This is a genomic window from Pseudidiomarina homiensis, from assembly GCF_003987225.1.
Lineage (GTDB): Bacteria > Pseudomonadota > Gammaproteobacteria > Enterobacterales > Alteromonadaceae > Pseudidiomarina > Pseudidiomarina homiensis.
Genome location: NZ_PIPX01000001.1, coordinates 1,746,286 through 1,772,486, shown reverse-complemented (window position 1 = coordinate 1,772,486; position 26,201 = coordinate 1,746,286). Strand labels below are relative to the sequence as shown.

Genomic DNA, 26,201 nt, shown 5'->3' with positions numbered 1-26,201 from the left:
TGTTATTTACCGATACAGAACGAACTGAAAATTTTGCCAAGCAAGTCGTCGGAGGTAAATTCGCCGGTGATTTCGTTTAAGTGTTGCTGCGCTAAACGCAGTTCTTCAGCAAGAATCTCACCTGCAACCTGCTGCTCTAGAGCGTCTTGACCAGTAAGTAAGTGCTCACGTGCTTTTTCTAACGCAGCGAGGTGACGACGCCGTGCCATAAAGCTGCCTTCGCTGGTCGCTTGATAACCGACACAATGTTTAAGGTGCTCACGCAACAGTTCGACGCCATGGCCAGTCTTGGCAGAAAGGTGTAGTACTGGTACGCCACCAATGTCTTCGAGTTGTACCGGCTCTTCGTTTAAATCGACTTTATTACGGATAACGGTATAGGGTAGTTCCGCTGGCAGCTGCTCGAAAAACTCGGGCCAAATATCGGCAGGGTGTACGGCTTGCGTTTCAGTCGCATCGACCATAAAGAGCACACGATCTGCGCCGCGAATTTCGTCCCATGCGCGTTGAATACCGATTTGCTCAACTTCGTCGGGACTCTCGCGTAGACCTGCGGTATCGATGATGTGCAATGGCATGCCATCAATCTGAATATGTTCTCGCAGTACGTCACGTGTGGTACCAGCGATCGAGGTTACGATGGCTGATTCGCGGCCAGCGAGAGCATTTAACAAGCTCGACTTACCGGCATTCGGGCGTCCTGCAATAACCACTTTCATGCCCTCACGTAGCAGCGAACCTTGCTTCGCTTGCACCATGACCTGCTGCATGTGATCTAAAATGGCTTCAAGGTCAGTTGTGACTTTGCCGTCACTAAGAAAGTCGATTTCTTCGTCGGGAAAGTCGATAGCGGCTTCGACATACATACGTAAACGAATGACTGCGTCGACAAGCTGATCAATTTCGTGCGAGAAGCTACCTTGTAAGCTCTGTAAGGCCGCTTTTGCCGCTTGCTCTGAAGTGGTATCGATGAGGTCGGCTATCGCTTCAGCTTGCGTTAAATCGAGTTTGTCATTCATGAAAGCGCGTTCACTAAATTCACCGGGACGCGCAGGACGCACATCGGGTAAATCTAGAATCGCTTTGATGATCATATCAATGAGTACTGGACCGCCATGGCCTTGCAACTCAAGCACATCTTCACCGGTAAACGAGTTCGGACCAGCAAAGAACAATGCTATACCTTCGTCGAGCAAGTCGCCTTGGGCATCACGAAAGGGGAGGTATTCGGCTTTTCGCGGTGGTGGGCAGTGGCCTAGCAACGTTTCGGCAATAGCGCGCGCTGCAGGGCCACTAACACGTACGATACCAACCCCGCCGCGTCCAGGCGGGGTGGCTTGGGCAACAATGGTATCGTTACTTAGCTCGAGGCTCATTTCTTCTTACGACGCTCCATCATGCCTTTTTTCTCAAGGCCGCGGTAAATCCACTGCATCTGACCGATGGTGATCAGGTTGTTACTCAACCAGTACAACACTAGACCTGATGGGAACCATAAGAAGAACACCGTGAAGATTACCGGCATGTACTGCATCAGTTTCTGCTGCATTGGGTCGGTTGCCGGCGTAGGCTGTAGCTTCTGCATGAACCACATCGACACACCCATTAATAATGGCAGGATGTAGTACGGGTCTTTCGCTGACAAATCTTCAATCCAGAGGAACAGTGGCGCATGGCGCAGCTCGACACTTTCGAGGAGTACCCAGTAGAGCGACAAGAAGATCGGTAATTGCAGCAACATTGGCAAACAACCACCCAGCGGGTTCACTTTTTCTTCTTTGTAGAGCTTCATCATAGCTTGCGACATCTTCTGACGGTCGTCGCCATGACGCTCTTTTAGCGCCTGCATCTTCGGCTGAATCATGCGCATTTTTGCCATCGACACGTATTGGGCTTTGGTCAATGGGTAGAGCACAGCTTTAATGATAACGGTTACTGCGATGATCGACAGACCCCAGTTGATCAAGAAGCTTTGTAAGAACTGCAACAGCTTAAAGATGGGCTGAGCGAGCCACCATAAGAAGCCATAATCGACGGTTAAATCGAGGTTTTCCGCAACCGCGGCCATGGCGTCTTGGTCTTTCGGTCCAACGAATAAGGTAGAGCGAATTTCGGCTTCACTATTTGGCGCGATGGTCGCGGTAGGGTAAATCACTCGCATCAGCGCTTGGTTACCACCAATCACGCTCGACGAGAGCTGCTTTGTACCGTTAGCGCGTGGAATCCAAGCACTAACGAAGTAGTGCTCTAACATGCCTACCCAACCGGCTTCGGTTGAAATACGCAGAGGTTTGTCGCGCATGTCATCAAAGTCGTATTTTTCGTAACGGTCTTCGTCCCATGAATAGGCGCCACCTTTATAGGTAGGCATCATCATGCTACCGCCAGCTTCAGTGATGATTTGCTTTAACTGAGCATAAAACTGTACTTCTTTATGCGCAGTACCGGCGTTTTGCACTGAATAAACGACGTCAATGGCATAAGAGCCCTTATTGAAAACGAAGGTTTTGGTAATTTTTGAGCCATCGTCCATGGTGTACGTCATTGGTACGCGGAGCGTATCGCCAGTCATTTCATAGCTGTCACGTTCCACGTAGAACAATGGGCGACCATCGGACGAATCGGTACCGTCTTTGCCGACGAGGCCTGACTGAGCAATGTAGAGCTGCGTTGGGTCATCATGAAGGAGTTCAAAACGAGCCTTTGAATCTTGCGTGCGGGCAAACTCTAGAAGTTGTGCGTTGACGATATCACCGCCGCGTAAGGCAATAGCAACATCAAGCACGTCAGTGGTAACTTGTACCCGACCACCAGAAACAGCCTCAGCTACTGTAGGAGTATCGCTACCAGTCGAATTGGGTACGCTGTCATCGCGTAGGCTTGGATCTGCGCTCGGTACTGCACTTTCTGTAGTGGCAGAGGAGTTAGCAGTATTCGCTGTTTGAGAAGCTTGTTGGGCCGCTTTTTGTGTACCAGGAGCGGTATCAATGACCCAGTTCTGATAGAGGAAAAAGCTCACTACCAAAAAAGCAATAAACAATATGGAACGTGGCGAATTCATAAGTCCTTCGTCTCTGTTTTACTTTCGTTCTTTGAGTCCGATGCGTTTGTTTCGGGCACCGGGTCGAAGCCGCCCGGATGACCGGGATGACATTTACTAATGCGTTTACTGGCAAGCCAGAAGCCCCGCATCATACCATGCTTTTGTATCGCTTCGATGGCGTATTGCGAGCAGGTGGGTTGAAACCTACAGCGCGGACCTATCAGTGGGCTTATGAACCACTGGTAGAATCGGATGCAGCCGATAGGTACTGCACGCACCGCTTGCTTAATGTTCGCCATAAATAATCGAGCCGTTGTTGCAAAGCATCATTTTCCAGATCGGCAATACCGCTTTTTGCGATAACGATAATGTCGAATGGCGGTATTTTATGCTGTTTCAGCCTAAAATTCTCGCGAATCTTGCGTTTTATTCGATTTCGATCAACTGCACGCTTTGCGCGTTTCTTTGAAATCGTCACGCCGAGTCGAGGATGGCTGAATTGATTTGGAGTTGCGAGCATGGTGAGTTCAGCTGTGACAGCTTTCACCGGGGGGCTATTGAAGACTTGCTGAAATTGAGCGGGAGTTAGCAGACGTAACTCCCGACCATAGGAAAACTGCTTCAATTACGCAGACAGGACTTTGCGGCCCTTGGCACGACGACGTGCCAAAACTTGGCGGCCGTTCTTCGTTGCCATACGAGCACGGAAACCGTGAGTGCGCTTGCGCTTCAATACGCTTGGTTGAAATGTTCTTTTCATAACGTTACTTCCGTAATCGGGTTACCTAAAAATTTAGAGCGCGAATTCTATCGGTAAAAAGGATCAAAGTCAACGCAAAAAGCTATCCACAATTAGAAAAGAAGAATGATTCTTATTGTGGATAACCTTCCCGCAATTGGTCGCATAATTTGCCGTTCAGACTAGCGAATGACGCTCGAGTTCAGTACAATCAATAGCAATAAATTATACAAAAAATCGTGATCGATTCTCGTCTTTTTCGTGAAGAACTGGTGCAAAAGTGGGAGCACTGGAGAGGATCGCTATCGCTACAGAATTGCAGGGCAGAAATGCAGGGAGTAGAGAGTGAGTAAATCGCTTTGGGAACATTGTACTGAGCGCCTACAAAGCGAGCTGTCGACGCAACATTATAATACTTGGATCCGGCCATTACAGGCGGATCTGAGTAATGATATCTTGACGCTTTATGCTCCAAATATGTACGTTGTCGATTGGGTTAAGGATAAATACCTAAGTCTTATCAACGACTATTTAGGCGAAGCTGCAAAGGATAAAGGTGGCGACGCCCCGAGTGTATCCTTTGCCGTTGGTGGCGTGGAACGCAAAACGAATGGCGCTGTTGATAACAAGAATAAAGTTGAACCTCGCCGCACAGCAGTTGAGCGACCGTCCCGTCGACAAAGCCCTTGGGATGAAGCGACTCCAGCTCCTGCCTTTGAAAGTAATATCCATCCAGAGTACACCTTTGATAACTTTGTTGAAGGTAAATCGAATCAACTCGCTCGTGCAGCAGCATCGCAAGTGGCCGAAAATCCAGGCGGTGTTTATAACCCGCTGTTTGTCTACGGTGGTACAGGTCTAGGTAAGACACACCTGCTTCATGCGGTTGGTAATGCCATTATGGCCAACAAAAAGGGCGCCAAGGTTTTCTATATGCGTGCTGAGCGGTTCGTCCAAGATATGGTGAACGCGCTTAAGAATAACTCGATCAATGAGTTTAAGCGCTATTACCGTTCGGTTGACGCATTGTTGATAGATGATATTCATTTCTTTGCTAACAAAAAAGGCTCTCAAGAAGAATTCTTCCATACTTTCAATGCGTTACTTGAAGGCAACCAACAAATCATTATGACCAGTGACCTCTATCCGAAAGAGATTGAAGGGGTAGAGGATCGTTTGCGCTCGCGGTTTGGTTGGGGTTTAACCATTGCGATTGAGCCGCCTGAATTGGAGACACGCGTTGCGATTTTGATTCGTAAGGCGCAAGAACGAGGCATTACGTTGCCACACGAGGTGGCGTTCTTCATTGCCAAGCGGTTGCGCTCTAACGTTCGCGAATTAGAGGGTGCATTGAATCGTTTAGCGGCTAACGTCAATTTGACTGGCCGACAGATTACGATTGATTTCGTGCGTGAAGCACTAAGAGATTTGATTGCAGCGCAAGAGAAGTTAGTTACTATAGAGAATATTCAAAAAACGGTCGCCGAGTATTACAACATCAAAATGGCAGATTTACTGTCGAAGCGCCGTACACGGTCAATAGCGCGTCCGCGACAATTGGCTATGGCGTTAGCGAAGGAGCTTACCAATCATAGCCTTCCTGAAATTGGTGATGCTTTCGGTGGACGCGACCATACAACAGTTCTGCATGCGTGTCGTAAAATACAAAACCTAAAAGACGCGCAGCATGATATTAAAGAAGATTATAGAAACTTGATCCGAACGTTATCAGCCTAAACCAAGCTGTGAGTGTAAGGCCGGTGCGCAGGGATACGAAACACAGGGGAATGACGGGATGAAATTTACCATCAATCGTGATGCGTTTTTAAAGCCTCTCCAAGTGGTTAGTGGAGCAGTTGAACGTCGTCATACAATTCCAATTTTATCGAATGTACTGATTCAAGTTGCTTCGGATCATATTCGTCTTACAGGTACTGACTTAGAGGTTGAGTTGGTATCGGTGTGCTCAATCGAAGGTGGCGAAGAAGGGCAGCTCACGGTTCCCGCGAAGAAGTTGGTGGATATTGTCCGAAGTCTTCCGGATCACGCTGAGGTTGAAGTTAGCGCGAGCGGAGAAAAGGCGACCATTCGTTCGGGCCGTAGTAAGTTCACGTTAGCGACGTTGCCAGCCGAAGACTTTCCGAATATTGATGACTGGGATAGCGACATCCAACTTGTTACTTCGCAAGGTGTGTTACGCGACTTAATGGAGCGAACTCACTTTTCGATGGCGAATCAGGATGTGCGTTACTACCTAAACGGAATGTTGTTTGAAACTGACACAAACACTTTACGCACTGTTGCCACCGATGGGCATCGGTTGGCGATGAGTTCAGTTGAGATCCCGCAACCTAACTTACCAGGCCGGCAAGTTATTGTTCCGCGCAAAGGTATCATGGAGTTGATGCGCTTGCTGGATGATGGTGATAACGAGGTGAAAGTAGCGATTGGTGCTAACCACATTCGTGTTGAGACCAATGGCATGTCATTTACCAGTAAGTTGGTGGATGGCCGCTTTCCTGACTATCGTCGGGTGTTACCGCAAGGTGGTGATAAAGTCGTGGTTGCTGACCGTGATGTGCTCAAACAAGCGTGCTCTCGCGCAGCGATTTTGTCGAATGAAAAATACCGAGGTGTACGTGTAAACCTGAGTTCAGGGGAGATGTGCCTTACCGCTAATAACCCTGAACAAGAAACAGCTGAGGAAGTCATCGAAGTCGACTATCAAGGGGATAGCCTAGAGATTGGTTTCAATGTTAGCTATCTGATTGATGTTCTAAATACGATTCACGGTGAAAAGATCAAGATGACGTTATCGGGCCCTGACGCAAGTGGATTGATCGAAGATAATGAAGATGATGCTTCGTTGTATGTCGTTATGCCAATGCGCCTGTAGCAGCTAGTGATTAACGGGCTTTATGTATATTGACGCACTGACGCTAACAAACTTCCGAAATTTTGAAGAAGCGAAGGTGGTGCCGGGGCGTCAAGTTAATCTTTTGATCGGCGCAAATGGCAGTGGCAAGACAAGCCTACTGGAGTCTATTTACTGCTTAGGTTCGGGGCGTTCTTTTCGTCCGGGAAGTTATCGGCAAATCGTCCAACATGAAAAAGAACGTTTTGTCATTTTTGCGAAAGTAACCGATCAAAAGGGTGAGGCGCACAACGTAGGCTTTCAAAGAGAATCATCTGGCGAAGTTAAGATACGTTTAGATGGGGAGGTTCTACGTAAGTTTGGACCGATGGCGAAAATGGTGCCTGTTCAATTGATGACGCCGGAGACGGTCGAGTTGATTTTAGGGGGGCCAAAGGTCCGTAGGCAGTTCATCGATTGGGGAGTGTTCCACGTGGAACATTCTTTTGTGGATGACTTTACCAAGTTCGCCTATCTGTTAAAGCAGCGTAATTCGCTGCTTAAAAGAAGACAGAAAAATGACGAAAATGTTTATTGGGATAAGAACTTCGCTGAGTATGGTGAACGGGTAGCGAAGGCTCGGCATCAATATGTTGAGCGTTTTGCACCTATTTTAGTTGAAAGGCTTAAGCACTTTTTACCCCAATACACATTTAAGTTTCAGTTGAAGAGAGGGTGGGATAGCTCACTTAGCCTTGCAGAGGCAATGGCGCACCATGAGGATGCCGACTATCGCTATGGACATAGTACGGTTGGCCCTCATAAAGCTGAATTGCGAATGACTGCAAACGGTGAGGATGTGAAGAGTATTCTTTCCCGCGGGCAACTGAAGCTCTTGGTCGCAGCATTAAAAGTGGTGCAAGGAGAGTACTTAAGTAGCGAAACAGGAGTACAATGTATCTACTTGGTAGATGACATTACGGCGGAGCTAGATAGTACAAGCCAAGAAAAGTTTTGTGAGGCCCTGGTGGCCACGAAAGCACAATTATTCGTTTCAGCGATAAATCAGGCGGAATTGCCTGAACTAATAAAAAGTGCTGATACAAAGATGTTCCACGTGGAACATGGAACCGTCAAGGAACTATAGAGAAACTAATTATGGCAGAAAATAATTACGATTCGTCCAGTATTAAAGTCCTTAAAGGGCTAGATGCCGTGCGCAAACGTCCGGGTATGTACATCGGTGACACCGATGATGGAACCGGACTTCACCACATGGTTTTCGAGGTGGTGGATAACTCCATTGACGAAGCATTAGCTGGACACTGCAAAGACATCGTGGTGACAATTCATTCCGATGGCTCGGTTTCAGTTCGAGATGACGGGCGAGGGATTCCTGTAGACTTGCACCCAGAAGAGGGTGTTTCTGCGGCCCAGGTTATCATGACGGTACTGCATGCTGGCGGTAAGTTTGATGATAACTCCTACAAAGTCTCAGGCGGTTTGCACGGCGTGGGCGTTTCGGTTGTGAACGCATTATCAGACAAACTACAGCTGACTATTCGCCGCCAAGGGCATGTCTATGAGCAGTTCTATAGCTTAGGCGACCCAGATGCTCCGCTGAAGCAAATAGGTGACACCGATAAAACAGGTACCGAATTGCGCTTTTGGCCGAGCGCAACAATCTTCAGCGATGTCGAGTTCCACTACGATATTCTAGCGAAACGCTTACGGGAACTCTCATTCTTGAACTCAGGCGTCTCGATTATCCTTCAAGACGAGCGCAGCGACCGTAAAGACCACTTCAAATATGAAGGTGGTATCGCCGCATTCGTTCAATACCTTAACGACAAAAAAAACCCGATTCATCCGAACGTCTTCCACTTTACCTTAGAGCGTGAAGATGGCATTGCAGTTGAAGTTTCGATGCAATGGAACGACTCGTTCCAAGAGAATATTTTCTGTTACACGAACAATATTCCACAGCGCGACGGTGGTACGCACTTGGCTGGCTTCCGCGCTGCCTTAACACGAACGCTCAACTCCTACATGGAGAAAGAGGGGCTGAACAAGAAGTACAAAACCAACGCAACCGGTGACGACGCGCGTGAAGGTTTGGTCGCAGTGGTATCGGTGAAAGTGCCGGACCCTAAGTTCTCGTCACAGACGAAAGAAAAACTTGTTTCTTCAGAAGTGAAGTCTGCTGTAGAACAAGCGATGAATGAGAAGCTCGCTGACTTCTTATTAGAGCAGCCAAACGATGCCAAAATCATCGTGGGCAAGATTGTCGATGCCGCTCGTGCGCGTGAAGCAGCACGGAAAGCGCGTGAAATGACACGTCGTAAAGGTGCGCTCGACATCGCTGGATTACCGGGCAAATTGGCGGACTGCCAAGAAAAAGACCCTGCACTCTCTGAACTCTATATTGTGGAGGGTGACTCTGCGGGTGGCTCGGCGAAGCAGGGGCGTAACCGTAAATTCCAAGCGATTTTGCCTCTGAAAGGTAAAATCTTGAACGTTGAAAAAGCGCGTTTTGATAAGATGCTTGCGTCGCAAGAAGTTGCGACACTGATTACGGCGCTTGGTTGTGGTATCGGTCGTGATGAATATAACCCAGATAAAACACGTTACCACCGCATCATTATCATGACCGATGCCGACGTCGACGGCTCGCACATTCGTACGTTGCTGTTGACCTTCTTCTATCGTCAAATGCCCGAGCTCATCGAACGTGGCTACATGTATATCGCGCAGCCGCCGTTGTATAAGGTTAAAAAAGGTAAGCAAGAAACCTATATCAAAGACGATCCGGGCTTAATTGTTTATTTGACCAGCATGGCGCTCGAGAATGCGTCATTGCATGTGAACGCAGACGCTCCAGGCATTTCTGGAGCTCACCTTGAAACATTGGTGAATGACTATCAGCTTGCGCAGAATGCGATTAAGCAACGTCTATCGCGCCGTATGCCGGAAACCTTCCTGCAGCGTTTACTTTATGCTCCGCGTTTAACAGAAGAGCTGTTGAAGGACCAAGCGGCTATGCAGAAGTGGGCTGAGACACTGCAAGGTGATTTAACCACGCGCGAAACCAATTCTGCGACCTATACGCTTTCGGTGCAATTTGACGAAGAGCGTTCGCTGCACTTGCCAGTGGTTACCGTACGCCAACATGGTATCGATAAAGACTATCCACTGAACTTCGAATTCTTAATGTCTCGTGATTACGACCAGCTCGTCAGCATCGGTGAGAAGATCAATGGTCTCGTCGAAGAGGGCGGTTATGTTCGTCGTGGTGACAAAGAGAAACCTATCAGTGACTTTGTCGAAGCGGTTGAATGGCTAATCAACGAATCCAAGCGTGGTGTTTATATTCAGCGCTACAAAGGTCTTGGTGAGATGAACCCTGAACAGTTATGGGAAACCACCATGGATCCGGAAACGCGCCGTATGTTGCGTGTGACCATTGAGGACGCCATCGCGGCAGATCAGTTGTTTGTGACCTTGATGGGCGACGAAGTTGAACCACGTCGTGACTTCATTGAAACCAATGCTCTGAAAGTAGCGAACTTGGACGTTTAGTCTAGCGTTTGCTAGCAAGACCAAAAAAAAGGAGCCAAACGGCTCCTTTTTTATTACTTATCAATAGCTTATTGATTAAGCACTGAGATATCTGCAATCTGCAAGAACAAGTTGCGTAAGCGTTGCAGCAGGGCTTGGCGATTGGCACGGACTGCATCATCATCGGCATTGACCATAACGCTATCGAAGAATGCGTCTACAGGCTTCTGTAGCGCCGCTAGCGCCTTCAATGCGCCGGTGTAATCACCTTGCTCTAGGGCATGGCCAGAACTCATTTCAGCCTCCTCTAGGGCTTTTACCAGCGCTATCTCTTCTTGTGCCGTCAACAGACCGCTATCGACTTTATCGGCGATAGGACTATCGACCTTTGCCAAAATATTGGCAACACGCTTGTTCGCGGCAGCCAGCGCCTCGGCTTCAGGTAACTCGCGGAAGCTGGCGACAGCGCGGACGCGCTGATCGAAGTCGACCGGAGCAGTAGGTCGGCGTGCCAAAACAGCTTGAATCACGTCAACGCTAATGCCTTGTTCTTGATACATCGGGCGGTAGCGGCCAAGCAGGAATTCAAGGACTTCCTCGGCGGCATTCTCATTGCTGAGCAAGCCGTGAAAGCTGTCACGCGAAAGGCTAATAAGCTCGACTAAGTCTAAAGGTAGGTCCTTTTCAACAACAATGCGCAACAAACCAATGGCCGCTCGACGCAAGGCAAACGGGTCACGATCGCCTTTTGGTGTTTGTCCGATACCAAAGATACCAACCAACGAGTCAAGTTTATCAGCAAGAGCAACAGCGCAACCAGCCACGCTTTGTGGCAGCGTATCGCCGCTGAAGCGTGGCAAGTAATGCTCATAAATCGCTTCTGCAACACCTTCAGCTTCACCGTCGTTGCGGGCGTAATGCATGCCCATAACACCTTGCGTTTCTGGGAACTCAGACACCATTTGCGACACCAAGTCGGCTTTACATAAGTAGCCTGCGCGCGCGGCAACGTCACCGGCTTGCCCAAGCTTTTCGGCAATACCTGCGGCGACTCGGGAAATACGATCTGACTTATCTTTGATGCTACCCAACTGCTTTTGAAACAACACATTGCCAAGGGCTGGAACACGGTCAGCAAGCTTCGTTTTCTTATCGGTTTCAAAGAAAAACTGTGCGTCAGCTAGGCGAGGGCGAACCACACGTTCGTTACCGGCAATGACTTGTGCAGGGTCTTTGCTGTCGATATTGGTCACGAAGACGAATTTTGACAGCAGGTTGCCTTCACTATCCTCCAGAGGGAAATACCGTTGGTCGTCTTTCATGGTGACAATAAGCGGCTCTTTGGGAACGTTCAAAAAACCTTCGTCGAAACTCGCGGTCAGCGCCGCTGGCCATTCAACCAAAGCAGTGACCTCGTCGAGTAACTCAGCATCGTCGCGAATCGTGCCATGCGCGGCTTTAGCTGCGGCACTGATACCCTCCACAATGCGTTGCCTACGTTTGGCGAAGTCAGCAATGACGTAGGCTTCTTCAAGTGTCGCCTCGTAGTCGTCCGCGTGCTTCAAGGTGGCACCCTGCGGGCAATGGAAGCGATGCCCCAGTACATGGTTTGAAGCGGCAACGCCAAGCACCGTGCCAGGAATAAGCTCATCACCGTGCAGCATGGTTACGGTATGCACTGGGCGAATAAACTGCACTGCGCTTGCGCCCCAGCGCATTGGCTTCGGAATAGGCAACTGCGCTAAAGCTTTTTGCACGAAGTCGGGTAGCAAATCTGCCAGCGGCTGGCCCTTGACCTCGGCCTTGTATAACAGCCATTCACCTTTGTCGGTCACTAGGCGTTCGGCTTCCGCAACACTAATACCATTGGACCGTGCCCAGCCTTCGGCGGCTTTGGTAGGATTACCCTCGCCATCAAAAGCCACATCAACGGATGGGCCGCGCTTTTCGACCACCTGGTCGGCTTGCTGTGCCGCCACGTCTTTAATCTGTACGGCTAAACGGCGTGGGCTTGCAAACAAGTGCATGGCACCTGTGGCAATGTTGTGCTCCTGCAATTGGCGATGCAGCGCTTCACCAAAAGCTTCACTTAAGCGTTGCAGTGCTTTCGGTGGTAATTCTTCAGTACCGATTTCTACGAGTAGGGTAGCTGTTTGCACGACTTAGGCTCCTTGCTCTGCCAGTGGAAATCCAAGCGCTTCTCGCGCAGCGTAGTAGGCTTCGGCACAACCCTTGGCCATGGTGCGAACGCGCAAGATATAGCGCTGGCGTTCGGTCACTGAAATCGCATGACGGGCGTCCAACAAATTGAAGGCATGTGAAGCACGCATTACTTGTTCGTATGCGGGTAGCGGAAGGTTCGCAGCTAGTAAGTGCTCACATTCTTTCTCGCAAGCATCAAAACGAGCAAACAAAACGTCCACGTCGGCGTGTTCAAAGTTGTAGGTTGATTGCTCAACTTCGTTTTGGTGGAACACGTCGCCGTATAAAATCTTACCGCGTGGGCCATCGGTCCAAACCAGATCGTAAATACTATCGACACCTTGAATGTACATTGCCAAACGCTCAAGGCCATAAGTAATTTCGCCGGCCACTGGCTTACACTCAAGCCCACCAACTTGCTGGAAATAAGTGAACTGCGTCACTTCCATGCCGTTCAGCCAAACTTCCCAACCAAGCCCCCATGCGCCTAGCGTTGGTGACTCCCAGTTGTCTTCCACAAAGCGAATGTCGTGGACCAAGGGGTCAAAGCCGAGCATCTGCAGTGAGCCTAAGTAAAGCTCCTGGATATCTTTTGGTGATGGCTTCAAAATCACTTGGAACTGATAGTAGTGTTGCAAACGGTTAGGGTTTTCGCCGTAACGGCCATCCGTTGGGCGGCGGCACGGTTGCACGTAGGCATAGTTGGCTGGTTCTGGGCCGACCGCACGGATAAAGGTCATTGGATGGAAGGTGCCTGCACCTACTTCCATGTCGAGGGGCTGCACAATTGCGCAACCTTGCTGCGCCCAGTAATCTTGCAGCGCGAGGATAAGCGCCTGAAAGGTTTTTACATCATAGCTAGCCATGGGTTGGTCTCGTACTTAGATCTTTACGGAAAATTGGCGTAAATTATAACCTTTATTCAGCCTTGGTGACAGGGCATGGCTACAGGAGCCAAGTGAAAAATGCCAGACAACTTGAAGCGGTGCAGTTGGTGCGGTGATGACCCGCAATATATGCGTTACCACGATAAGGTATGGGGACGGCCAGTGGCCGACAGCCAAGAGTTGTTCGCCAAGCTCTGTTTAGATGGTCAGCAAGCTGGTTTGAGTTGGATAACGATTTTGCGCAAGCAAGACAATTACGAACAGGCGTATTGTGATTTCGATCCCGAGCAAATCGTACAACTTCCAGAAAGTTACAAAGAAGATTTGATGCAGAATGCGGGTATTATTCGTAATCGGCTTAAAATCGAGTCTATTTTTAAGAATGCGCGGGCCTATCTGCAATTACGTGAGCAAGGTATCGCGTTTAATGACTTTCTGTGGCAATTCAGCGATGGAACGCCACGAATTTTCGCTCGGCAGGGGGGCGACATACCGACTTCTGACGAGGTTTCTGATAGGATGGCCAAAGCCTTAAAGAAAGCGGGTTTTAGCTTTGTGGGCACGACAATCTGTTACGCATTTATGCAAGCGGTGGGCATGGTCAACGACCATGTGGTGCACTGTCATTGCTACGACGAAGTATGTCGTGAAATGCGTGATTTTTCTCTAACAGCACGAGAGCATCATGGTTGAAATTATTTTAGCGGATTACCAAAATCCGAAGCACCGCCAAGCGGTAGTTGCGATGTTAAATGATTATGCGCAAGACCCAATGGGCGGCGGCGAGGCATTGCCGGAAGAAACCAAGGAAAACTTGGTCGATGAAATGGCGAAGCGCGATTATGTTTTTTCGCTATTGGCCTTTGTCGACGATGAGCCGGTAGGTTTGGCTAACTGTGTGGAAGGTTTTTCGACTTTTGCGGCTAAGCCAGTGATGAACATCCACGATATTGCTGTTATCAAGGACTTCCGCGGCAAAGGCATTGCTAAGCGTCTGCTACAAGAAGTAGAAACCCTAGCGCAATTCCGTGGCTGCGTGAAGCTCACGCTCGAGGTGCTGCAAGGCAACGAGCCAGCAAAAATCGCCTACGACAAATTCGGCTTCAAGCCCTACCAACTCGACGAAGCCAACGGCAAAGCCGAGTTCTGGCAAAAGTACATCTAAGCGGCGAAGGCCTTTGTGTGAGGTTGCAGCCCAAGTACCAAGGGACGCCGTGAACCCTTCCCTGGGGGCTTGTGTGCCGCATCCCTGCGGCAGTGCGAAGGCCTCCCTGCGAGGTTCTAACTCAAGTAGCAACGGACGCCGTGAACCCATCCTTGGGGGCTTGCCTGCCGCATCCCTGCGGCAGACACCCTTGCTACTCGAGTTAGAACCTCACATCCGGCCTTCGCTTTTCGAATAACGAATAACGCTTTTCGCCCTAAACAAACAGCGAACAGCAAATAGCAAACATCGCTCTTCGCCTCACCCCTTACGGATCACGTAGCGATACGGCGTAGCTGCAGTTTCGGCGAGCACCAACTCATGATCCATAAAACGGCAGAAGCTGGGGATGTCGCGGGTGGTGGCTGGATCGTCGGCGATGACTTCGAGTAGGGCACCCGACTCGAGTTTGCGGATGGCGGCGCGGATCAGCATCACTGGCTCGGGGCAACGTAGGCCGAGGGTGTCGAGGGTTTCGGTGCTGGTTTCTGACACGATTTTTCCTTTTGAGTCCGCTGATAAAACAAAAACGCCGCATCCCAACGGGATACGGCGTTTATTTTACGGTAAATCCGTGTTGTGCAAAAGCGCGGCTTAGTCGAGGCGCTCAAACACGGTGGCGATGCCTTGGCCCAAGCCGATACACATGGTGGCTAAGCCGAGGGTGGCGCCTTTGTCTTCCATCAGGTTGAGCAAGGTGGTCGAGATGCGCGCACCTGAACAGCCGAGTGGGTGACCGAGGGCGATGGCGCCGCCGTTAAGGTTTACTTTTTCATCCATCTTATCGAGTATGCCGAGGCCTTTGAGCACCGGTAATGATTGTGCGGCGAAGGCTTCGTTAAGTTCGAATAGATCGATGTCATCGATGCTCAAGCCAGCGCGTTTCAAGGCTTTTTTAGTGGCTGGTACTGGACCGAAGCCCATAATCGATGGATCGCAACCAGCGACGGCCATGGAGCGAATTTTCGCCCGTGGCTTCAAGCCAAGGGCTTTGGCTTTGTCGGCGGACATGATCAGCATGGCTGCGGCGCCGTCTGACAGCGCAGAAGATGTACCTGCGGTCACGGTGCCGTTGGCCGGGTCGAATACTGGACGCAACTGCGATAAGCCTTCGACTGTGGTCTCTGGGCGAATCACTTCGTCGTCTCTAATCAGGCGTAATATGCCGTCGGCGTCGTGCCCTTCGATGGGCAAGATTTCTTTAGCGAAGCGGCCGTCGACGGTGGCTTGATGCGCCCGTTGATGTGAGCGCGCGCCAAAAGCGTCTTGTGCGGCGCGGTCGATCTCGAACTTGCGTGCCAACAACTCGGCGGTCATGCCCATCGAGCCAGAGGCGCGGGCGACGGACTTGTTCATGCCTGGGTGGAAATCGATGCCGTGAGTCATGGGGACGTGACCCATGTGTTCGACACCGCCAGCGATGAAGATGTCCCCGTCGCCGGCCATGATGGCGCGTGCTGCGTCGTGAATGGCTTGCATGGATGAGCCACAGAGGCGGTTCACAGTCACTGCGGCAACATGGTGCGGAATGCCCGCAATCAACGCGGCGTTACGGGCTACGTTGAAGCCTTGTTCTAGGGTCTGCTGTACGCAGCCCCAGTAGATGTCTTCGAGTTCGTTCACGTCGACTTCTGGGTTACGCTCCAGCAGGCCTTTCATCAGGTGCGCAGAGAGGTCCTCGGCACGCACGTTGCGAAATACGCCGTTTTTCGAGCGCCCCATTGGGGTACGAATACAATCGACAATTACTACGTCTTTCATAATTTCCTCCGTTAGCCTGCAAAGTACGATTTACCGGCTTTCGCCATTTCACGCAGGCCATCGGTGACTTGATACATTTCACCTAAATGCGCGTATTTGTCGGCCAGCTCAACAAAGTTGGCCAAGCCCATGGTTTCAAGGTAACGGAATGGGCCGCCACGGAACGGCGGAAAGCCTAATCCGTATAAGAGTGCGATGTCGCACTCTGCCGCAGACCCGACGATGCCTTCTTCGAGGCAGCGTACACATTCGTTGACCATTGGTACCATGGTGCGGGCAATGATTTCTTCGGCACTGAGTTCTTTGCCTGAAATTCCCAGCATTTCATAAACTTCTGGTGCTTTTTCTTTGCTAGGGCGGCCCTTTTTGTCGACGCCGTAGTTGTAGAAGCCTTTGCCATTTTTCTGACCGTAGCGGTCGGCGGCGGCAAGCTTGGCAATGGCACTGCTGGTATCACGAGGCATGCGTGATGGGAAGCCATCAGCCATCACCACGGTGCAGTGATCGGCGGTGTCGATGCCAACCACGTCCGACAGATAAGCAGGACCCATTGGCCAGCCAAACTGACGCTCCATAACCTTGTCGATGCCGGCGAAATCTACGCCTTCGTCGACCATACCAGCGAAGCCGGCGAGGTAAGGGAATAATACGCGGTTGACCAAGAAGCCAGGGCAATCGTTGACGACGATTGCGGTTTTACCCATGCGTGCGGCGTACGCCACAACGGCATTGACGGTATCGTCGGAGGTTTTCTCGCCGCGGATAATTTCGACCAATGGCATTTTGTGCACTGGGTTAAAGAAGTGCATGCCACAGAAGCGTGAAGGATCTTTCAGGTTCTTCGCTAAGCGGTCGATGGAAATGGTTGAGGTGTTCGACACAATGATAGCGTCATCGGCGACAACATCTTCCATACCCGCCAGCACTTTGCCTTTCACGTCTGGATTTTCGACCACGGCTTCAACGACGATGTCGACGTCTTTGACGGCTTCATCGAGCAGAGTAGGGGTAATCGATGACAAGATTTTGGCCATCTTTTTATGGTCAATTTTGCCGCGCTCAACCAACTTACCAAGAATCTTGCTGGCTTCGCCCATGCCTTGGTCTAAGGCTTCTTGGCGAATATCTTTCATTACCACCGGCACGCCTTTGTAGGCTGACTGGTAGGCGATACCGCCACCCATGATGCCGGCGCCAAGGACTGCTGCTGACTTGATTTCTTTGGTCGCTTGTTTGGCCGCTTTCTTGGCTTTACCTTTGACCATTTGGTCGGCCATGAAAATGCCAACTTGTGCCTGACAAGCGTCGGTTTGCGTGAGGCCAACGAACGCTTTGTTTTCGGCATTCAATGCTTCTTCACGGCCATGGCGTGCACCATCTTCAATCGCTTTGATGGCGGCGTGTGGTGCCGGGTAGTGCTTGCCAGCTTTCGCTGCCACCATCCCTTTAGCGGTGACCAAGGTCATGGTGAGCTCGGTGTCATTGGCTTGCAGAGCTTCGAGTTTTGGCTGGCGCTTCGCCTGCCAATCAAGATCGCCGGCGATGGCTTGCTTGACGATATCTAAAGCTGCGTCACGTAGTTTTTCTGGAGCTACTACAGCGTCAATCAGGCCAACTTTCTGCGCAGCCGCCGCTGAGTTGTTTTTACCGGTGGTGATCCACTCGAGGGCGTTATCTGGCCCAATGATGCGAGGTAAACGCACTACGCCACCGAAGCCAGGAATCAAACCGAGTTTTACTTCTGGCAAGCCGATGGTTGCGGTGGTATCGGCAACGCGGTAGTCACAAGCGAGCGTGGCTTCACAGCCGCCGCCAAGCGCAAAGCCGGTCACTGCCGCAACTGTTGGTACTGGCAGATCTTCGAGCTGATCAAAGACGCGTGAGGCTTTGTGTACCCATTTCTTGGTTTGCTCGACATCTGCGAACAAGGTTTGGAATTCGGTAATATCAGCGCCTACAATGAAGGTAGGTTTGCTACTGGTGACAATAACGCCACGCAGGTCTTGGGTTTCGGCGAGTTTCGCTAAAGCCTGACTGAATTCTTCCAAGGTTTTCTGGTCGAATTTGTTAACTGAGCCAGCGGCTGCAAATTGCAACTCGGCAATGCCGTCAGTAACAAACTCAACCCGAATGCTATCACCCTGATAAATCATAAAAGGTCTCCTGATTTTCAGATTGCTTTCGGTTAGCGTATGATTAGTCGTTACGAGAGTTTGGCTCGAATAGGCTCATTTTTCAATGATTATTTAAACGAGCGTTTGAAATTATGCGGACATTAAGTGGTACAAGTTGTGCGCTTCTGTTTACAGCCTTCGCAAGTTTGCTGTGGAGCTCGAGCGGCTGGTCTGAGCCGAAAATTCACGATCCTGTGTTGGCGAATATCGAACAACGGAGCGAGCAACGTGAGCTGTTTGTGAAAGCTGAGTATGCTGCTAAACGAGGACGCTTAATTGAATATCAACAACTTCTTGAGCAACTCACGGATTATCCGCTGACACCCTATCTAGAACTTGAACGCCTGCAGCAAGTGGGCTATCTCGCAAATGAAGACCGCGTATTACGCTTCTTTAATGCCATGCAGAAAACGCCACTCGATTGGCAGCTGCGTACGCCGTGGTTAGATTACTTAGCCCGTAATAATGAGCAACAGCGCTTTCTTCGGGATTTTCGCCACCCCGGTCGACTCGACCATCGTTGTTATTTTTGGCGCTTTACACTTACCCAAAAAACGCAGCCACGTGCCGCAGTAATGCGCGCAGTTGATCAGCTTTGGCAGACGGGGGAATCCTTACCCAAGGAATGCGATCCGTTGTTGGCGACATGGAACAAAGCTGGTAATCGTACGGAAGAACTTGTTTGGCGGCGGGCCAGATTGGCAGCCGAAGATGGCAAGCACACCCTGTTACCTTATCTAGCTGGTCTCGTTGAGGAGCCTACACGGTCGCTGATTTTGAGTTATCGACAGGTACGCCGAAATCCCGCTAACTTAGTGCGCGAGCTCGACGCTTTGGCTGAGCAGAAAGGCAAGGCACAAGAACGCGCGGCACAAATTGTCGCTTATGGGCTCGGTCGTCTCATTTGGCGTGACCCTGATGTCGCCCTCAAGACCGTCAGTAACTTACCTGCAGGGATCAAACTTTCATCCGCCCAGTGGACGGAATTAGAGCAAAAATTTTCGGTGGCATTGAGCGCAAAGAATCATGAACAAGCACATAACTGGCTAACGCGTCTCGAACCGACCGAACATGACAGTCAAACATTACAGTGGCAGCTGGCCGAGTGGGTTCGAGAGGGCGCTTGGCGCTCCTTTATTGACGACCCAGTTGCCGAAATGGCAACCGCAAGTGGCAGTGCACAATGGCGTTATTGGCGGGGCCGGGCATATGAAGAGCTGGGCCAAACGCAACAAGCTCTTGCGCAGTTCGAAGAAATAGCAGATCAGCGTAATTATTACGGGTTTCTTGCCGCGACCAAGCTGGGCACACCATTGCAGCTAGCACGTGAACAAATTAATTATTCGGCCAGTGATCTGGATACGGTAAGACAGCTTCCAGGAGTGCAGCGCACGTATGAATTTTTGCAGTTGCAACGTTACCTGGACGCACGCCGCGAGTGGTATGAATTGTTGCAGCACACCAGTGCGCGTGAGCAAGAGTTGATGGCGGTCTTGGCATCGCAGTGGGGATGGCATGATCAGGTCATTTATACCCTAGGGCAACTTGGCGAATTTGGGGCTATTGAACAACGTTTTCCTTTCGCTTATGCAAATGAACATCGCGAATATGCACAGTCTGCGGGAATCGATTTGGAATGGGCTTTGGCGATTTCGCGGCGCGAAAGCTCGTTTCGTTTCGATGCTTATTCCCATGCCGGAGCGCATGGTTTAATGCAGTTGTTACCGAGTACAGCTAAATATATTGGACGCCGTGATTACAGTCGGTTCGACTTGTATAACGTAAACACCAACATTCTGCTGGGAACACGGTACTTGGCCGATCTAAAGCGTCGCCTAGGCGACAATTGGGTACTGGCGACGGCAGCCTATAACGGTGGTATTTATCGCGTGACTGAGTGGATACCACAAGAGAATATGGCGATGGATCGTTGGATCGAAACTATCCCCTACAAAGAAACACGAGACTACGTAAAGAATGTTCTAGCGTATCAGCAAATTTACTTGTTACTTTCGGAGCAAGCTCCAGCGAATCGATTTGCTGATGTTGCGACTATGAAGATAAGCCGTGAAAGCGTTGGTTTATAGTGCTGTGCAACATTATCTAATTCCAAAAACTGCGGTTGTCGTCGAGCTTGAAGTTAAGCAAAGTCGTTTTATCACCTCACTAAAGCCAGTGGTATCACTTACCGAGCATCAAGCGCACATTGCTGAGTGTCAACACCGCTGGCCGGGTGCCAGTCATTATTGCAGTGCTGCGGTAGCTGGTGCACCTAACGCGAGTCAGCAGTATGCAATGAGTGATGATGGTGAGCCAAGCGGTACCGCCGGGCGGCCGATGCTCAATGTTCTTCTGAAGCAGGAGGTAGGCGAACTCTCTGTGGTCGTGACACGCTATTTTGGCGGTATCAAATTGGGTACCGGCGGACTGCAGCGGGCTTATTCACAAGCTACGGTCGATGTTTTACAAGCGGCAGAATTTATTGAAAAAAAGGTACGCAAAGCAGCTTATATACACTACGATTATGCTGATCAAAAAATAGTATCGCATTGGCTTGCCCACTATGATGCTGTGACGCAACATCAGGACTTTGCTGCGGCTATCGAGCACGACCTTGCGGTAGCTGAAAGTGACTTCGAAGACTTAGCCGAAGCCTTAAAAAATGCGACACAAGGGCGTGTCGAACTAAAAGAATCTTGAGGAACCGCCGTGCGCTTTCGAGGTATTTTACGAGTACTGGGATTATTGATTTGTGTGTTTAGTGTGACCTTGCTGCCTCCGGCGGCGGTTGCATTGTATTTCGGTGACGGTGGCGGAACGGCGTTCATGCTGGCGTTTGCAATTAGCTTGGTGATCGGCTTCTTTGTTTGGTACCCAAACCGTAGCATCCACACCGACCTAAAAGTTCGCGATGGTTTTCTGTTGACGGTACTTTTTTGGACGGTTCTTGGTATGGTCGGGGTTATGCCACTGTGGTTTGCAGAAGAACTTCCTCTGTCATTTACCGATGCGGTGTTTGAGTCGTTTTCCGGGTTGACGACGACTGGCGCCACTGTTATTCAAGGCATTGAAACGCTCCCTCATAGTCTCTTGTTCTACCGCCAACAACTGCAATGGCTTGGCGGTATGGGGATCATCGTTCTTGCCGTGGCTATCATGCCGATGCTCGGTATCGGCGGTATGCAGCTTTATCGGGCGGAAATCCCGGGGCCACAAAAAGATACCAAAATGACCCCAAGGATTGCCGATACTGCGAAGCACCTTTGGTACATTTATGTAGCGCTAACTGCCACCTGCGCGTTTGCTTACTACTTGGCTGGCATGAATTGGTTCGATGCCATCGGGCATGCTTTTTCAACCATAGCCGTAGGTGGTTTCAGTACTTACGATGCAAGTATGGGGTACTTTGATAGCAGTACAATTAACACGATTTGCGTGGTGTTCTTACTGTTGTCATCAATCAACTTCGCACTGCATTATGCGGCAGCCACGAACCATTCCATAATGAACTACTTGCGCGACCCAGAAGTGCGCGCTTTTCTTGGGATTCAAGCCGTTCTCGTATTTTTAGTGTTCGCAACTGTCTTGGTGCATAAAGAATTTGCGGATACCGGAACGGCTTTTAATCAAGCGATGTTCCAGGCGGTTTCAATTAGTACCACCGCGGGCTTTGCGACCACAGACTTTTCTGCGTGGCCGCTGTTTTTGCCAATAATGTTGATTTTCGCCAGCTTCATTGGTGGCTGCGCGAGTTCAACCGCAGGTGGTTTAAAGGTTGTGCGGGTCGTATTATTGTTCCGCCAAGGCGTACGCGAACTCAATCGGCTCGTGCACCCTGCGGGAGTTTACTCGGTCAAGCTTGGCAATCGGGTGTTACCACAACGGGTGGTTGAAGCGGTGTGGGGCTTTTTTGCAGCCTATGCGTTGGTGTTTGTCGTCATCATGGTGGGCCTGTTGGCGACCGGGTTGGATGATATTACTGCGTTTTCTGCAACCGCCGCGTGCTTAAATAATTTGGGCCCAGGTTTAGGTGACGTTGCGGCGAATTATGCAACGATTCCCGATACGGCGAAGTGGTTACTTGTGGCCGCGATGCTGTTTGGTCGCCTTGAAGTGTTTACGATTTTGGTATTGTTGACACCAACGTTCTGGCGCTCTTAGAAGAACAGAGCGCTTGGCTGGAACAGGCGTTCAACTTCACGAATATACTTTTTGTCGACCAAGAACAAAATCACGTGGTCGTCAGGCTGTAACATCGTATCGTCATGCGCAATCATAACTTCATGGCCACGAACAATCGCGCCAATGGTGGTACCTGGAGGGAGCTTGATTTCACTAATCACGCGACCAACCACCTTCGAAGTCTTCTCGTCACCATGGGCAATCGCTTCAATTGCCTCGGCAGCACCTTTACGCAATGAATAAGCGTTAACGATGTCACCTTTACGAATGAGTGAGAGCAGGGCAGATACCGTTGCCCGCTGTGGCGATATGGCAATATCAATCACATTATCTTGGACTAAATCGACGTAGGCTTGGCGTTGAATGAGCACCATGGTCTTTTTGGCGCCCATTTTCTTGGCAAGCATGGCCGACATGATATTGGCTTCATCATCGTTGGTTACGGCAATGAAGACATCGACATCTTCAATATGTTCGTCACTCAACAACCGTGAATCTGAAGCGTCACCTTGTAAAATCGTAGTGTGGCGTAACTGTTCATTAAGAACTTCCGCACGCTCACTATTATGCTCGACCAATTTAACATGATGATTTTCTTCGAGCATACGAGCCAAGCCCGCGCCCACGTTACCACCGCCCGCGATCATGACCCGTCGATACTGATGCTCAAGCTTTTGCATTTCCTCCATTACCATACGCACGTAACGCGTATCCGTAATGAAAAACACCTCATCACCAGCTTCGATGATGGTCGTACCCATAGGTTTTATGGCTTTACCTTGCCGAAATATTGCAGCGACGCGCGTCTCGACATTGGGCATGTGTTCCTTCAACGACGAAATCGCATGGCCAACCAATTTGCCGCCGTAATAGGCTTTTACCGCAACTAGGCTCGCGCGCCCACCAGCAAACTCCATAACCTGCAGGGCTCCTGGGTAATCCACTAGTCGCTTTATGTAATGTGTGACTTGCTGTTCAGGCGAGATAATGTGATCGACGGGAACATCATCTTTATGGAACAGGCGATCTTTGAAGTCGATATAAGCTTCTGAGCGAATTCGTGCAATGCGTTGTGGCGTTTTAAATAGCGTGTATGCAATCTGACAAGCAAGCATATTGGTTTCGTCACTCGGGGTGACAGCAATCAGCATATCGGCATCTTCGACGCCGGCATTGCGGAGTACCCGCGGGTGCGATGCATATCCTTGAACCGTACGAATATCATTGGTTTCGGACAGCTCAGTTAAGCGCGCTAAGTCAGTATCCACAACGGTAATATCGTTGTCTTCGCCAACGAGGTTCTCCGCGAGGGTACCCCCAACTTGTCCACCACCTAAGATGACGATTTTCATAGTTGTTTTTCCACTATTGCGTAGAAGAAGCCATCACCACCTTGTTCACCCGGTAAGCGCTGCCAACACGTCGCGCCATCGGGCGCGGTTGGTAACGCAGATGCGTCGGCATGGCGTTGCATAAACGCTTCTATTTGTTGTTTATTCTCTGCCGGTAAAATTGAACATGTGGCGTAAACTAACCTACCACCCGGACGCAGCATTGGCCAGAGTGCATCGAGTAACTCGCATTGTGTTTGTTCGAGTTGCGCAATATCGCTTGGTCTCCGCAGCCATTTGATATCTGGATGACGGCGGATGACGCCAGTGGCAGAGCAGGGTGCATCGAGTAAAATGCGATCATAAAGTTCGCCATCCCACCATTGCTCATGCTTGGCTGCGTCGCCACACAACACGTGTGCATGGAGTTGCAGTCGATCAAGGTTCTCGCGGACGCGTTGCAAACGTTGTTCATCAATATCTAACGCATGTACCGTGGCCTGCGGTGCCAATTCAAGAATATGCGCAGTCTTGCCACCTGGTGCGGCGCAACAGTCTAGTATGCGTTCGCCGTCTTGAGCTTCGAGTAGTCGAGCAGCTTGTTGCGCGGCGATGTCCTGCACTGAAAACCAGCCTTCCGCGAATCCTGGGAGTTGACGGACGTCTACCGCGTGCGTGAGCGGAATACTTGCACTTTCGTTTGACCGCTCGGCTCTTAGTTCAGGGTCATAGGCGTCGAGAGCGGTAATAAAATCGGTAACACTAACCTGTTGTATATTGACGCGCAGCCACATTGGCGCCTGCTCATTATTGGCAGCAAAAATGGCTGGCGCTTGAGCGGGGTAGGCGTATTGAATTTGTTCCGCTAGCCAGCGTGGGTGGCCATGGTTCAAATCTTGATCGGCTTGCAACTTGCTTAGCAGTGTATCTCGTTGGCGCTGTAAATTACGTAAAATAGCGTTGACTAAGCCTTTCTGTCGACGTTTTTTGAGCAGCTCTGTGGCATCGACCGTGGCGGATACAGCAGCATGGTCCGAAGTTCGCATAAAAAGGAGTTGGTAAGCGCCCACTAACAACAAGTGGTGCAATATTAAAAGGTCTTTCTTCAATGGCTTACTAACAAAAGATGCTATTGCGGCATTAAGTAAGGGCAAATGACGAAGTACGCCGTAACACAACGACTGCACCATAGCTCGATCGCGGCCGTCAAACTGCTCAGTATGTTGCGGGAGCGTTTGGCTTAGTGAGCGTCCGTGTTCTAGAACATCGAATACGATACGTGCTGCTGCGGCTCGTGAAGCGGCGCCATTACTCATGGTTAGCTCCAGCGAGTTGGCGACCGACTGGAAAATGTTCGGCGCGACCGTTGAGAAAGTCTGCCGCAGGCATTGGCTTCTTCCCCGCTGGCTGCAATTCAAGAATGCGTAAGGCGTTTTCTTGAGTTTTCACGACGATGCCTGTTTTGTCTGCGGATAACACCGTTCCCGGTAGAGCCTTAGAAGTATCAGGAAGAACTTCGGCGCGCCAGATTTTCAGTGTTTCGCCGGTCGCGCTGCGCAGCCAAGCCACTGGCCACGGATTAAATGCGCGCACCCAACGCTCTAAAACAACAGCAGGTTGTTGCCAATTCAGTTGCGCTTCTTCTTTACTGAGTTTGTGGGCATAAGTAACACAAGTCTCGTCTTGTTGCTGCGCTGTACTTAGTTTTTGCGGTAACTCGTGTAAACATTCGAGCAGCGCAGCTGGGCCCAACTTAGCTAGCTTTTCGTACAAACTCGCCGAAGTCTCTTCTGCGGCAATAGGGAGTGCTTTTTCGAGTAATACCGGGCCTGTATCTAAGCCGGCTTCCATTTGCATGATGGCGACACCTGCATGCGTGTCACCTGCCCAAATCGCACGTTGAATTGGTGCAGCACCACGCCAGCGCGGCAACAGTGAGCCGTGCACGTTAATACACCCATAGGTCGGTATCCGTAACACTGCTTCGGGCAAAATGAGGCCATACGCCACGACAACCATTACATCGGCGTGATAGTTAGCTAACTGCGCCTGAACGTCAGGGTCTTTAAGCGATACCGGTTGCTCAACCGCAACATCATGCGCCAAAGCAAGCTGCTTAACCGCACTTGCTTGTAGCTTTTTGCCACGCCCAGCAGGACGATCGGGCTGAGTATAAACCGCTACAACTTCGTGCTCTTTCGCAGCAAATAGCGCTTCTAAGTGGCCCGCAGCAAACTCAGGGGTTCCGGCAAAAACGATGCGCATC

General features: G+C 50.3%; 22 protein-coding genes. 9 read left to right on the top strand and 13 right to left on the bottom strand.

The window, feature by feature from the left end; genetic code table 11:
• Nucleotides 1-2: 2 nt before the first annotated feature.
• From mnmE to rpmH, 5 genes are read right to left on the bottom strand one after another with little or no spacing between them, the layout of a single operon-like run.
• Nucleotides 3-1,376, bottom strand: a complete 1,374-nt coding sequence (mnmE, locus tag CWI70_RS08450; RefSeq protein ID WP_126772246.1) for a tRNA uridine-5-carboxymethylaminomethyl(34) synthesis GTPase MnmE — start codon at nt 1,374-1,376, stop codon at nt 3-5.
• Nucleotides 1,373-3,061: a membrane protein insertase YidC gene (yidC, locus tag CWI70_RS08445; protein WP_126772244.1), complete on the bottom strand. Its 1,689-nt coding sequence runs from the start codon at nt 3,059-3,061 to the stop codon at nt 1,373-1,375. Before yidC ends, mnmE begins: the two co-directional genes overlap by 4 nt.
• Nucleotides 3,058-3,342 (bottom strand): membrane protein insertion efficiency factor YidD, encoded by a 285-nt coding sequence (gene yidD, locus CWI70_RS08440; protein WP_126772242.1) that lies wholly within the window; start codon nt 3,340-3,342, stop codon nt 3,058-3,060. Before yidD ends, yidC begins: the two co-directional genes overlap by 4 nt.
• Nucleotides 3,273-3,668 (bottom strand): ribonuclease P protein component, encoded by a 396-nt coding sequence (gene rnpA, locus CWI70_RS08435; protein WP_126772240.1) that lies wholly within the window; start codon nt 3,666-3,668, stop codon nt 3,273-3,275. The genes yidD and rnpA overlap by 70 nt, the downstream gene beginning before the upstream one ends.
• On the bottom strand, nt 3,669-3,803 hold the full coding sequence (gene rpmH / locus CWI70_RS08430) for a 50S ribosomal protein L34 (protein ID WP_055439485.1): 135 nt from the start codon (nt 3,801-3,803) through the stop codon (nt 3,669-3,671).
• A 324-nt stretch (nt 3,804-4,127) separates the two neighbouring features.
• Here rpmH and dnaA point away from each other — a divergent pair, with 324 nt between their 5' ends.
• The 4 genes from dnaA to gyrB are packed head-to-tail and all read left to right on the top strand — an operon-like array spanning nt 4,128 to nt 10,215.
• A complete protein-coding gene (dnaA, locus tag CWI70_RS08425) occupies nt 4,128-5,519 on the top strand; it encodes a chromosomal replication initiator protein DnaA (protein WP_126772238.1) in 1,392 nt (463 codons plus the stop codon).
• 58 nt (nt 5,520-5,577) lie between these two features.
• Entirely contained in the window at nt 5,578-6,678 is a 1,101-nt protein-coding gene (dnaN, locus tag CWI70_RS08420) for a DNA polymerase III subunit beta (protein WP_126772236.1), read from the top strand.
• Between the two features lie 22 nt (nt 6,679-6,700).
• On the top strand, nt 6,701-7,783 hold the full coding sequence (gene recF / locus CWI70_RS08415; RefSeq protein WP_126772234.1) for a DNA replication/repair protein RecF: 1,083 nt from the start codon (nt 6,701-6,703) through the stop codon (nt 7,781-7,783).
• A gap of 11 nt (nt 7,784-7,794) precedes the next feature.
• Nucleotides 7,795-10,215, top strand: coding sequence for a DNA topoisomerase (ATP-hydrolyzing) subunit B (gene gyrB / locus CWI70_RS08410; protein WP_126772232.1), 2,421 nt, complete (start codon nt 7,795-7,797; stop codon nt 10,213-10,215).
• A 68-nt stretch (nt 10,216-10,283) separates the two neighbouring features.
• Here gyrB and glyS read toward each other — a convergent pair whose 3' ends face one another.
• Nucleotides 10,284-12,353, bottom strand: coding sequence for a glycine--tRNA ligase subunit beta (glyS, locus tag CWI70_RS08405; RefSeq protein WP_126772230.1), 2,070 nt, complete (start codon nt 12,351-12,353; stop codon nt 10,284-10,286).
• A gap of 3 nt (nt 12,354-12,356) precedes the next feature.
• Entirely contained in the window at nt 12,357-13,262 is a 906-nt protein-coding gene (gene glyQ / locus CWI70_RS08400) for a glycine--tRNA ligase subunit alpha (protein ID WP_126772228.1), read from the bottom strand.
• Between the two features lie 99 nt (nt 13,263-13,361).
• Between glyQ and CWI70_RS08395 the strand changes: the two genes are divergently transcribed.
• Both CWI70_RS08395 and CWI70_RS08390 read left to right on the top strand, forming a co-directional pair.
• The gene (locus CWI70_RS08395) at nt 13,362-13,976 is read left to right on the top strand and encodes a DNA-3-methyladenine glycosylase I (protein ID WP_126772226.1); all 615 of its coding nucleotides are present in this window, start codon (nt 13,362-13,364) and stop codon (nt 13,974-13,976) included.
• The gene (locus tag CWI70_RS08390) at nt 13,969-14,448 is read left to right on the top strand and encodes a GNAT family N-acetyltransferase (RefSeq protein WP_126772224.1); all 480 of its coding nucleotides are present in this window, start codon (nt 13,969-13,971) and stop codon (nt 14,446-14,448) included. The genes CWI70_RS08395 and CWI70_RS08390 overlap by 8 nt, the downstream gene beginning before the upstream one ends.
• Nucleotides 14,449-14,748: 300 nt before the next feature.
• On the opposite strand, the gene tusA is transcribed toward CWI70_RS08390, so the two are convergent.
• From tusA to fadB, 3 genes are all read right to left on the bottom strand, one after another.
• A complete protein-coding gene (gene tusA, locus CWI70_RS08385; protein ID WP_258240746.1) occupies nt 14,749-14,985 on the bottom strand; it encodes a sulfurtransferase TusA in 237 nt (78 codons plus the stop codon).
• Nucleotides 14,986-15,081: 96 nt separating this feature from the next.
• Complete coding sequence (fadA, locus tag CWI70_RS08380; protein WP_126772220.1) at nt 15,082-16,248, bottom strand: acetyl-CoA C-acyltransferase FadA; 1,167 nt, start codon at nt 16,246-16,248, stop codon at nt 15,082-15,084.
• 11 nt (nt 16,249-16,259) lie between these two features.
• Nucleotides 16,260-18,401 (bottom strand): fatty acid oxidation complex subunit alpha FadB, encoded by a 2,142-nt coding sequence (gene fadB / locus CWI70_RS08375; RefSeq protein ID WP_126772219.1) that lies wholly within the window; start codon nt 18,399-18,401, stop codon nt 16,260-16,262.
• 113 nt (nt 18,402-18,514) lie between these two features.
• Here fadB and CWI70_RS08370 point away from each other — a divergent pair, with 113 nt between their 5' ends.
• From CWI70_RS08370 to CWI70_RS08360, 3 genes are read left to right on the top strand one after another with little or no spacing between them, the layout of a single operon-like run.
• The gene (locus tag CWI70_RS08370) at nt 18,515-20,509 is read left to right on the top strand and encodes a transglycosylase SLT domain-containing protein (RefSeq protein WP_126772217.1); all 1,995 of its coding nucleotides are present in this window, start codon (nt 18,515-18,517) and stop codon (nt 20,507-20,509) included.
• Entirely contained in the window at nt 20,490-21,122 is a 633-nt protein-coding gene (locus CWI70_RS08365) for a YigZ family protein (RefSeq protein ID WP_126772215.1), read from the top strand. Before CWI70_RS08370 ends, CWI70_RS08365 begins: the two co-directional genes overlap by 20 nt.
• 9 nt (nt 21,123-21,131) lie before the next feature.
• Nucleotides 21,132-22,583: a TrkH family potassium uptake protein gene (locus CWI70_RS08360; RefSeq protein WP_126772213.1), complete on the top strand. Its 1,452-nt coding sequence runs from the start codon at nt 21,132-21,134 to the stop codon at nt 22,581-22,583.
• On the opposite strand, the gene trkA is transcribed toward CWI70_RS08360, so the two are convergent.
• Genes trkA through fmt form a run of 3 tightly spaced genes read right to left on the bottom strand, consistent with a single transcriptional unit; the run spans nt 22,580 to nt 26,200 of the window.
• Complete coding sequence (trkA, locus tag CWI70_RS08355) at nt 22,580-23,956, bottom strand: Trk system potassium transporter TrkA (protein WP_126772211.1); 1,377 nt, start codon at nt 23,954-23,956, stop codon at nt 22,580-22,582. The genes CWI70_RS08360 and trkA overlap by 4 nt on opposite strands.
• Nucleotides 23,953-25,251 (bottom strand): 16S rRNA (cytosine(967)-C(5))-methyltransferase RsmB, encoded by a 1,299-nt coding sequence (rsmB, locus tag CWI70_RS08350; RefSeq protein WP_126772209.1) that lies wholly within the window; start codon nt 25,249-25,251, stop codon nt 23,953-23,955. Before rsmB ends, trkA begins: the two co-directional genes overlap by 4 nt.
• Nucleotides 25,244-26,200: a methionyl-tRNA formyltransferase gene (fmt, locus tag CWI70_RS08345; RefSeq protein ID WP_126772207.1), complete on the bottom strand. Its 957-nt coding sequence runs from the start codon at nt 26,198-26,200 to the stop codon at nt 25,244-25,246. Before fmt ends, rsmB begins: the two co-directional genes overlap by 8 nt.
• Nucleotide 26,201: the final 1 nt, after the last annotated feature.

Bases quoted from the DNA above. Each gene is read 5' to 3' on its own strand.
- mnmE (WP_126772246.1), bottom strand. From the start codon at position 1,376: ATGAGCCTCGAGCTAAGTAACGATACCATTGTTGCCCAAGCCACCCCG.
- yidC (WP_126772244.1), bottom strand. From the start codon at position 3,061: ATGAATTCGCCACGTTCCATATTGTTTATTGCTTTTTTGGTAGTGAGC.
- yidD (WP_126772242.1), bottom strand. From the start codon at position 3,342: ATGGCGAACATTAAGCAAGCGGTGCGTGCAGTACCTATCGGCTGCATC.
- rpmH (WP_055439485.1), bottom strand. From the start codon at position 3,803: ATGAAAAGAACATTTCAACCAAGCGTATTGAAGCGCAAGCGCACTCAC.
- dnaN (WP_126772236.1), top strand. From the start codon at position 5,578: ATGAAATTTACCATCAATCGTGATGCGTTTTTAAAGCCTCTCCAAGTG.
- recF (WP_126772234.1), top strand. From the start codon at position 6,701: ATGTATATTGACGCACTGACGCTAACAAACTTCCGAAATTTTGAAGAA.
- gyrB (WP_126772232.1), top strand. From the start codon at position 7,795: ATGGCAGAAAATAATTACGATTCGTCCAGTATTAAAGTCCTTAAAGGG.
- glyQ (WP_126772228.1), bottom strand. From the start codon at position 13,262: ATGGCTAGCTATGATGTAAAAACCTTTCAGGCGCTTATCCTCGCGCTG.
- CWI70_RS08395 (WP_126772226.1), top strand. From the start codon at position 13,362: ATGCCAGACAACTTGAAGCGGTGCAGTTGGTGCGGTGATGACCCGCAA.
- CWI70_RS08390 (WP_126772224.1), top strand. From the start codon at position 13,969: ATGGTTGAAATTATTTTAGCGGATTACCAAAATCCGAAGCACCGCCAA.
- fadA (WP_126772220.1), bottom strand. From the start codon at position 16,248: ATGAAAGACGTAGTAATTGTCGATTGTATTCGTACCCCAATGGGGCGC.
- fadB (WP_126772219.1), bottom strand. From the start codon at position 18,401: ATGATTTATCAGGGTGATAGCATTCGGGTTGAGTTTGTTACTGACGGC.
- CWI70_RS08370 (WP_126772217.1), top strand. From the start codon at position 18,515: ATGCGGACATTAAGTGGTACAAGTTGTGCGCTTCTGTTTACAGCCTTC.
- trkA (WP_126772211.1), bottom strand. From the start codon at position 23,956: ATGAAAATCGTCATCTTAGGTGGTGGACAAGTTGGGGGTACCCTCGCG.
- rsmB (WP_126772209.1), bottom strand. From the start codon at position 25,251: ATGAGTAATGGCGCCGCTTCACGAGCCGCAGCAGCACGTATCGTATTC.
- fmt (WP_126772207.1), bottom strand. From the start codon at position 26,200: ATGCGCATCGTTTTTGCCGGAACCCCTGAGTTTGCTGCGGGCCACTTA.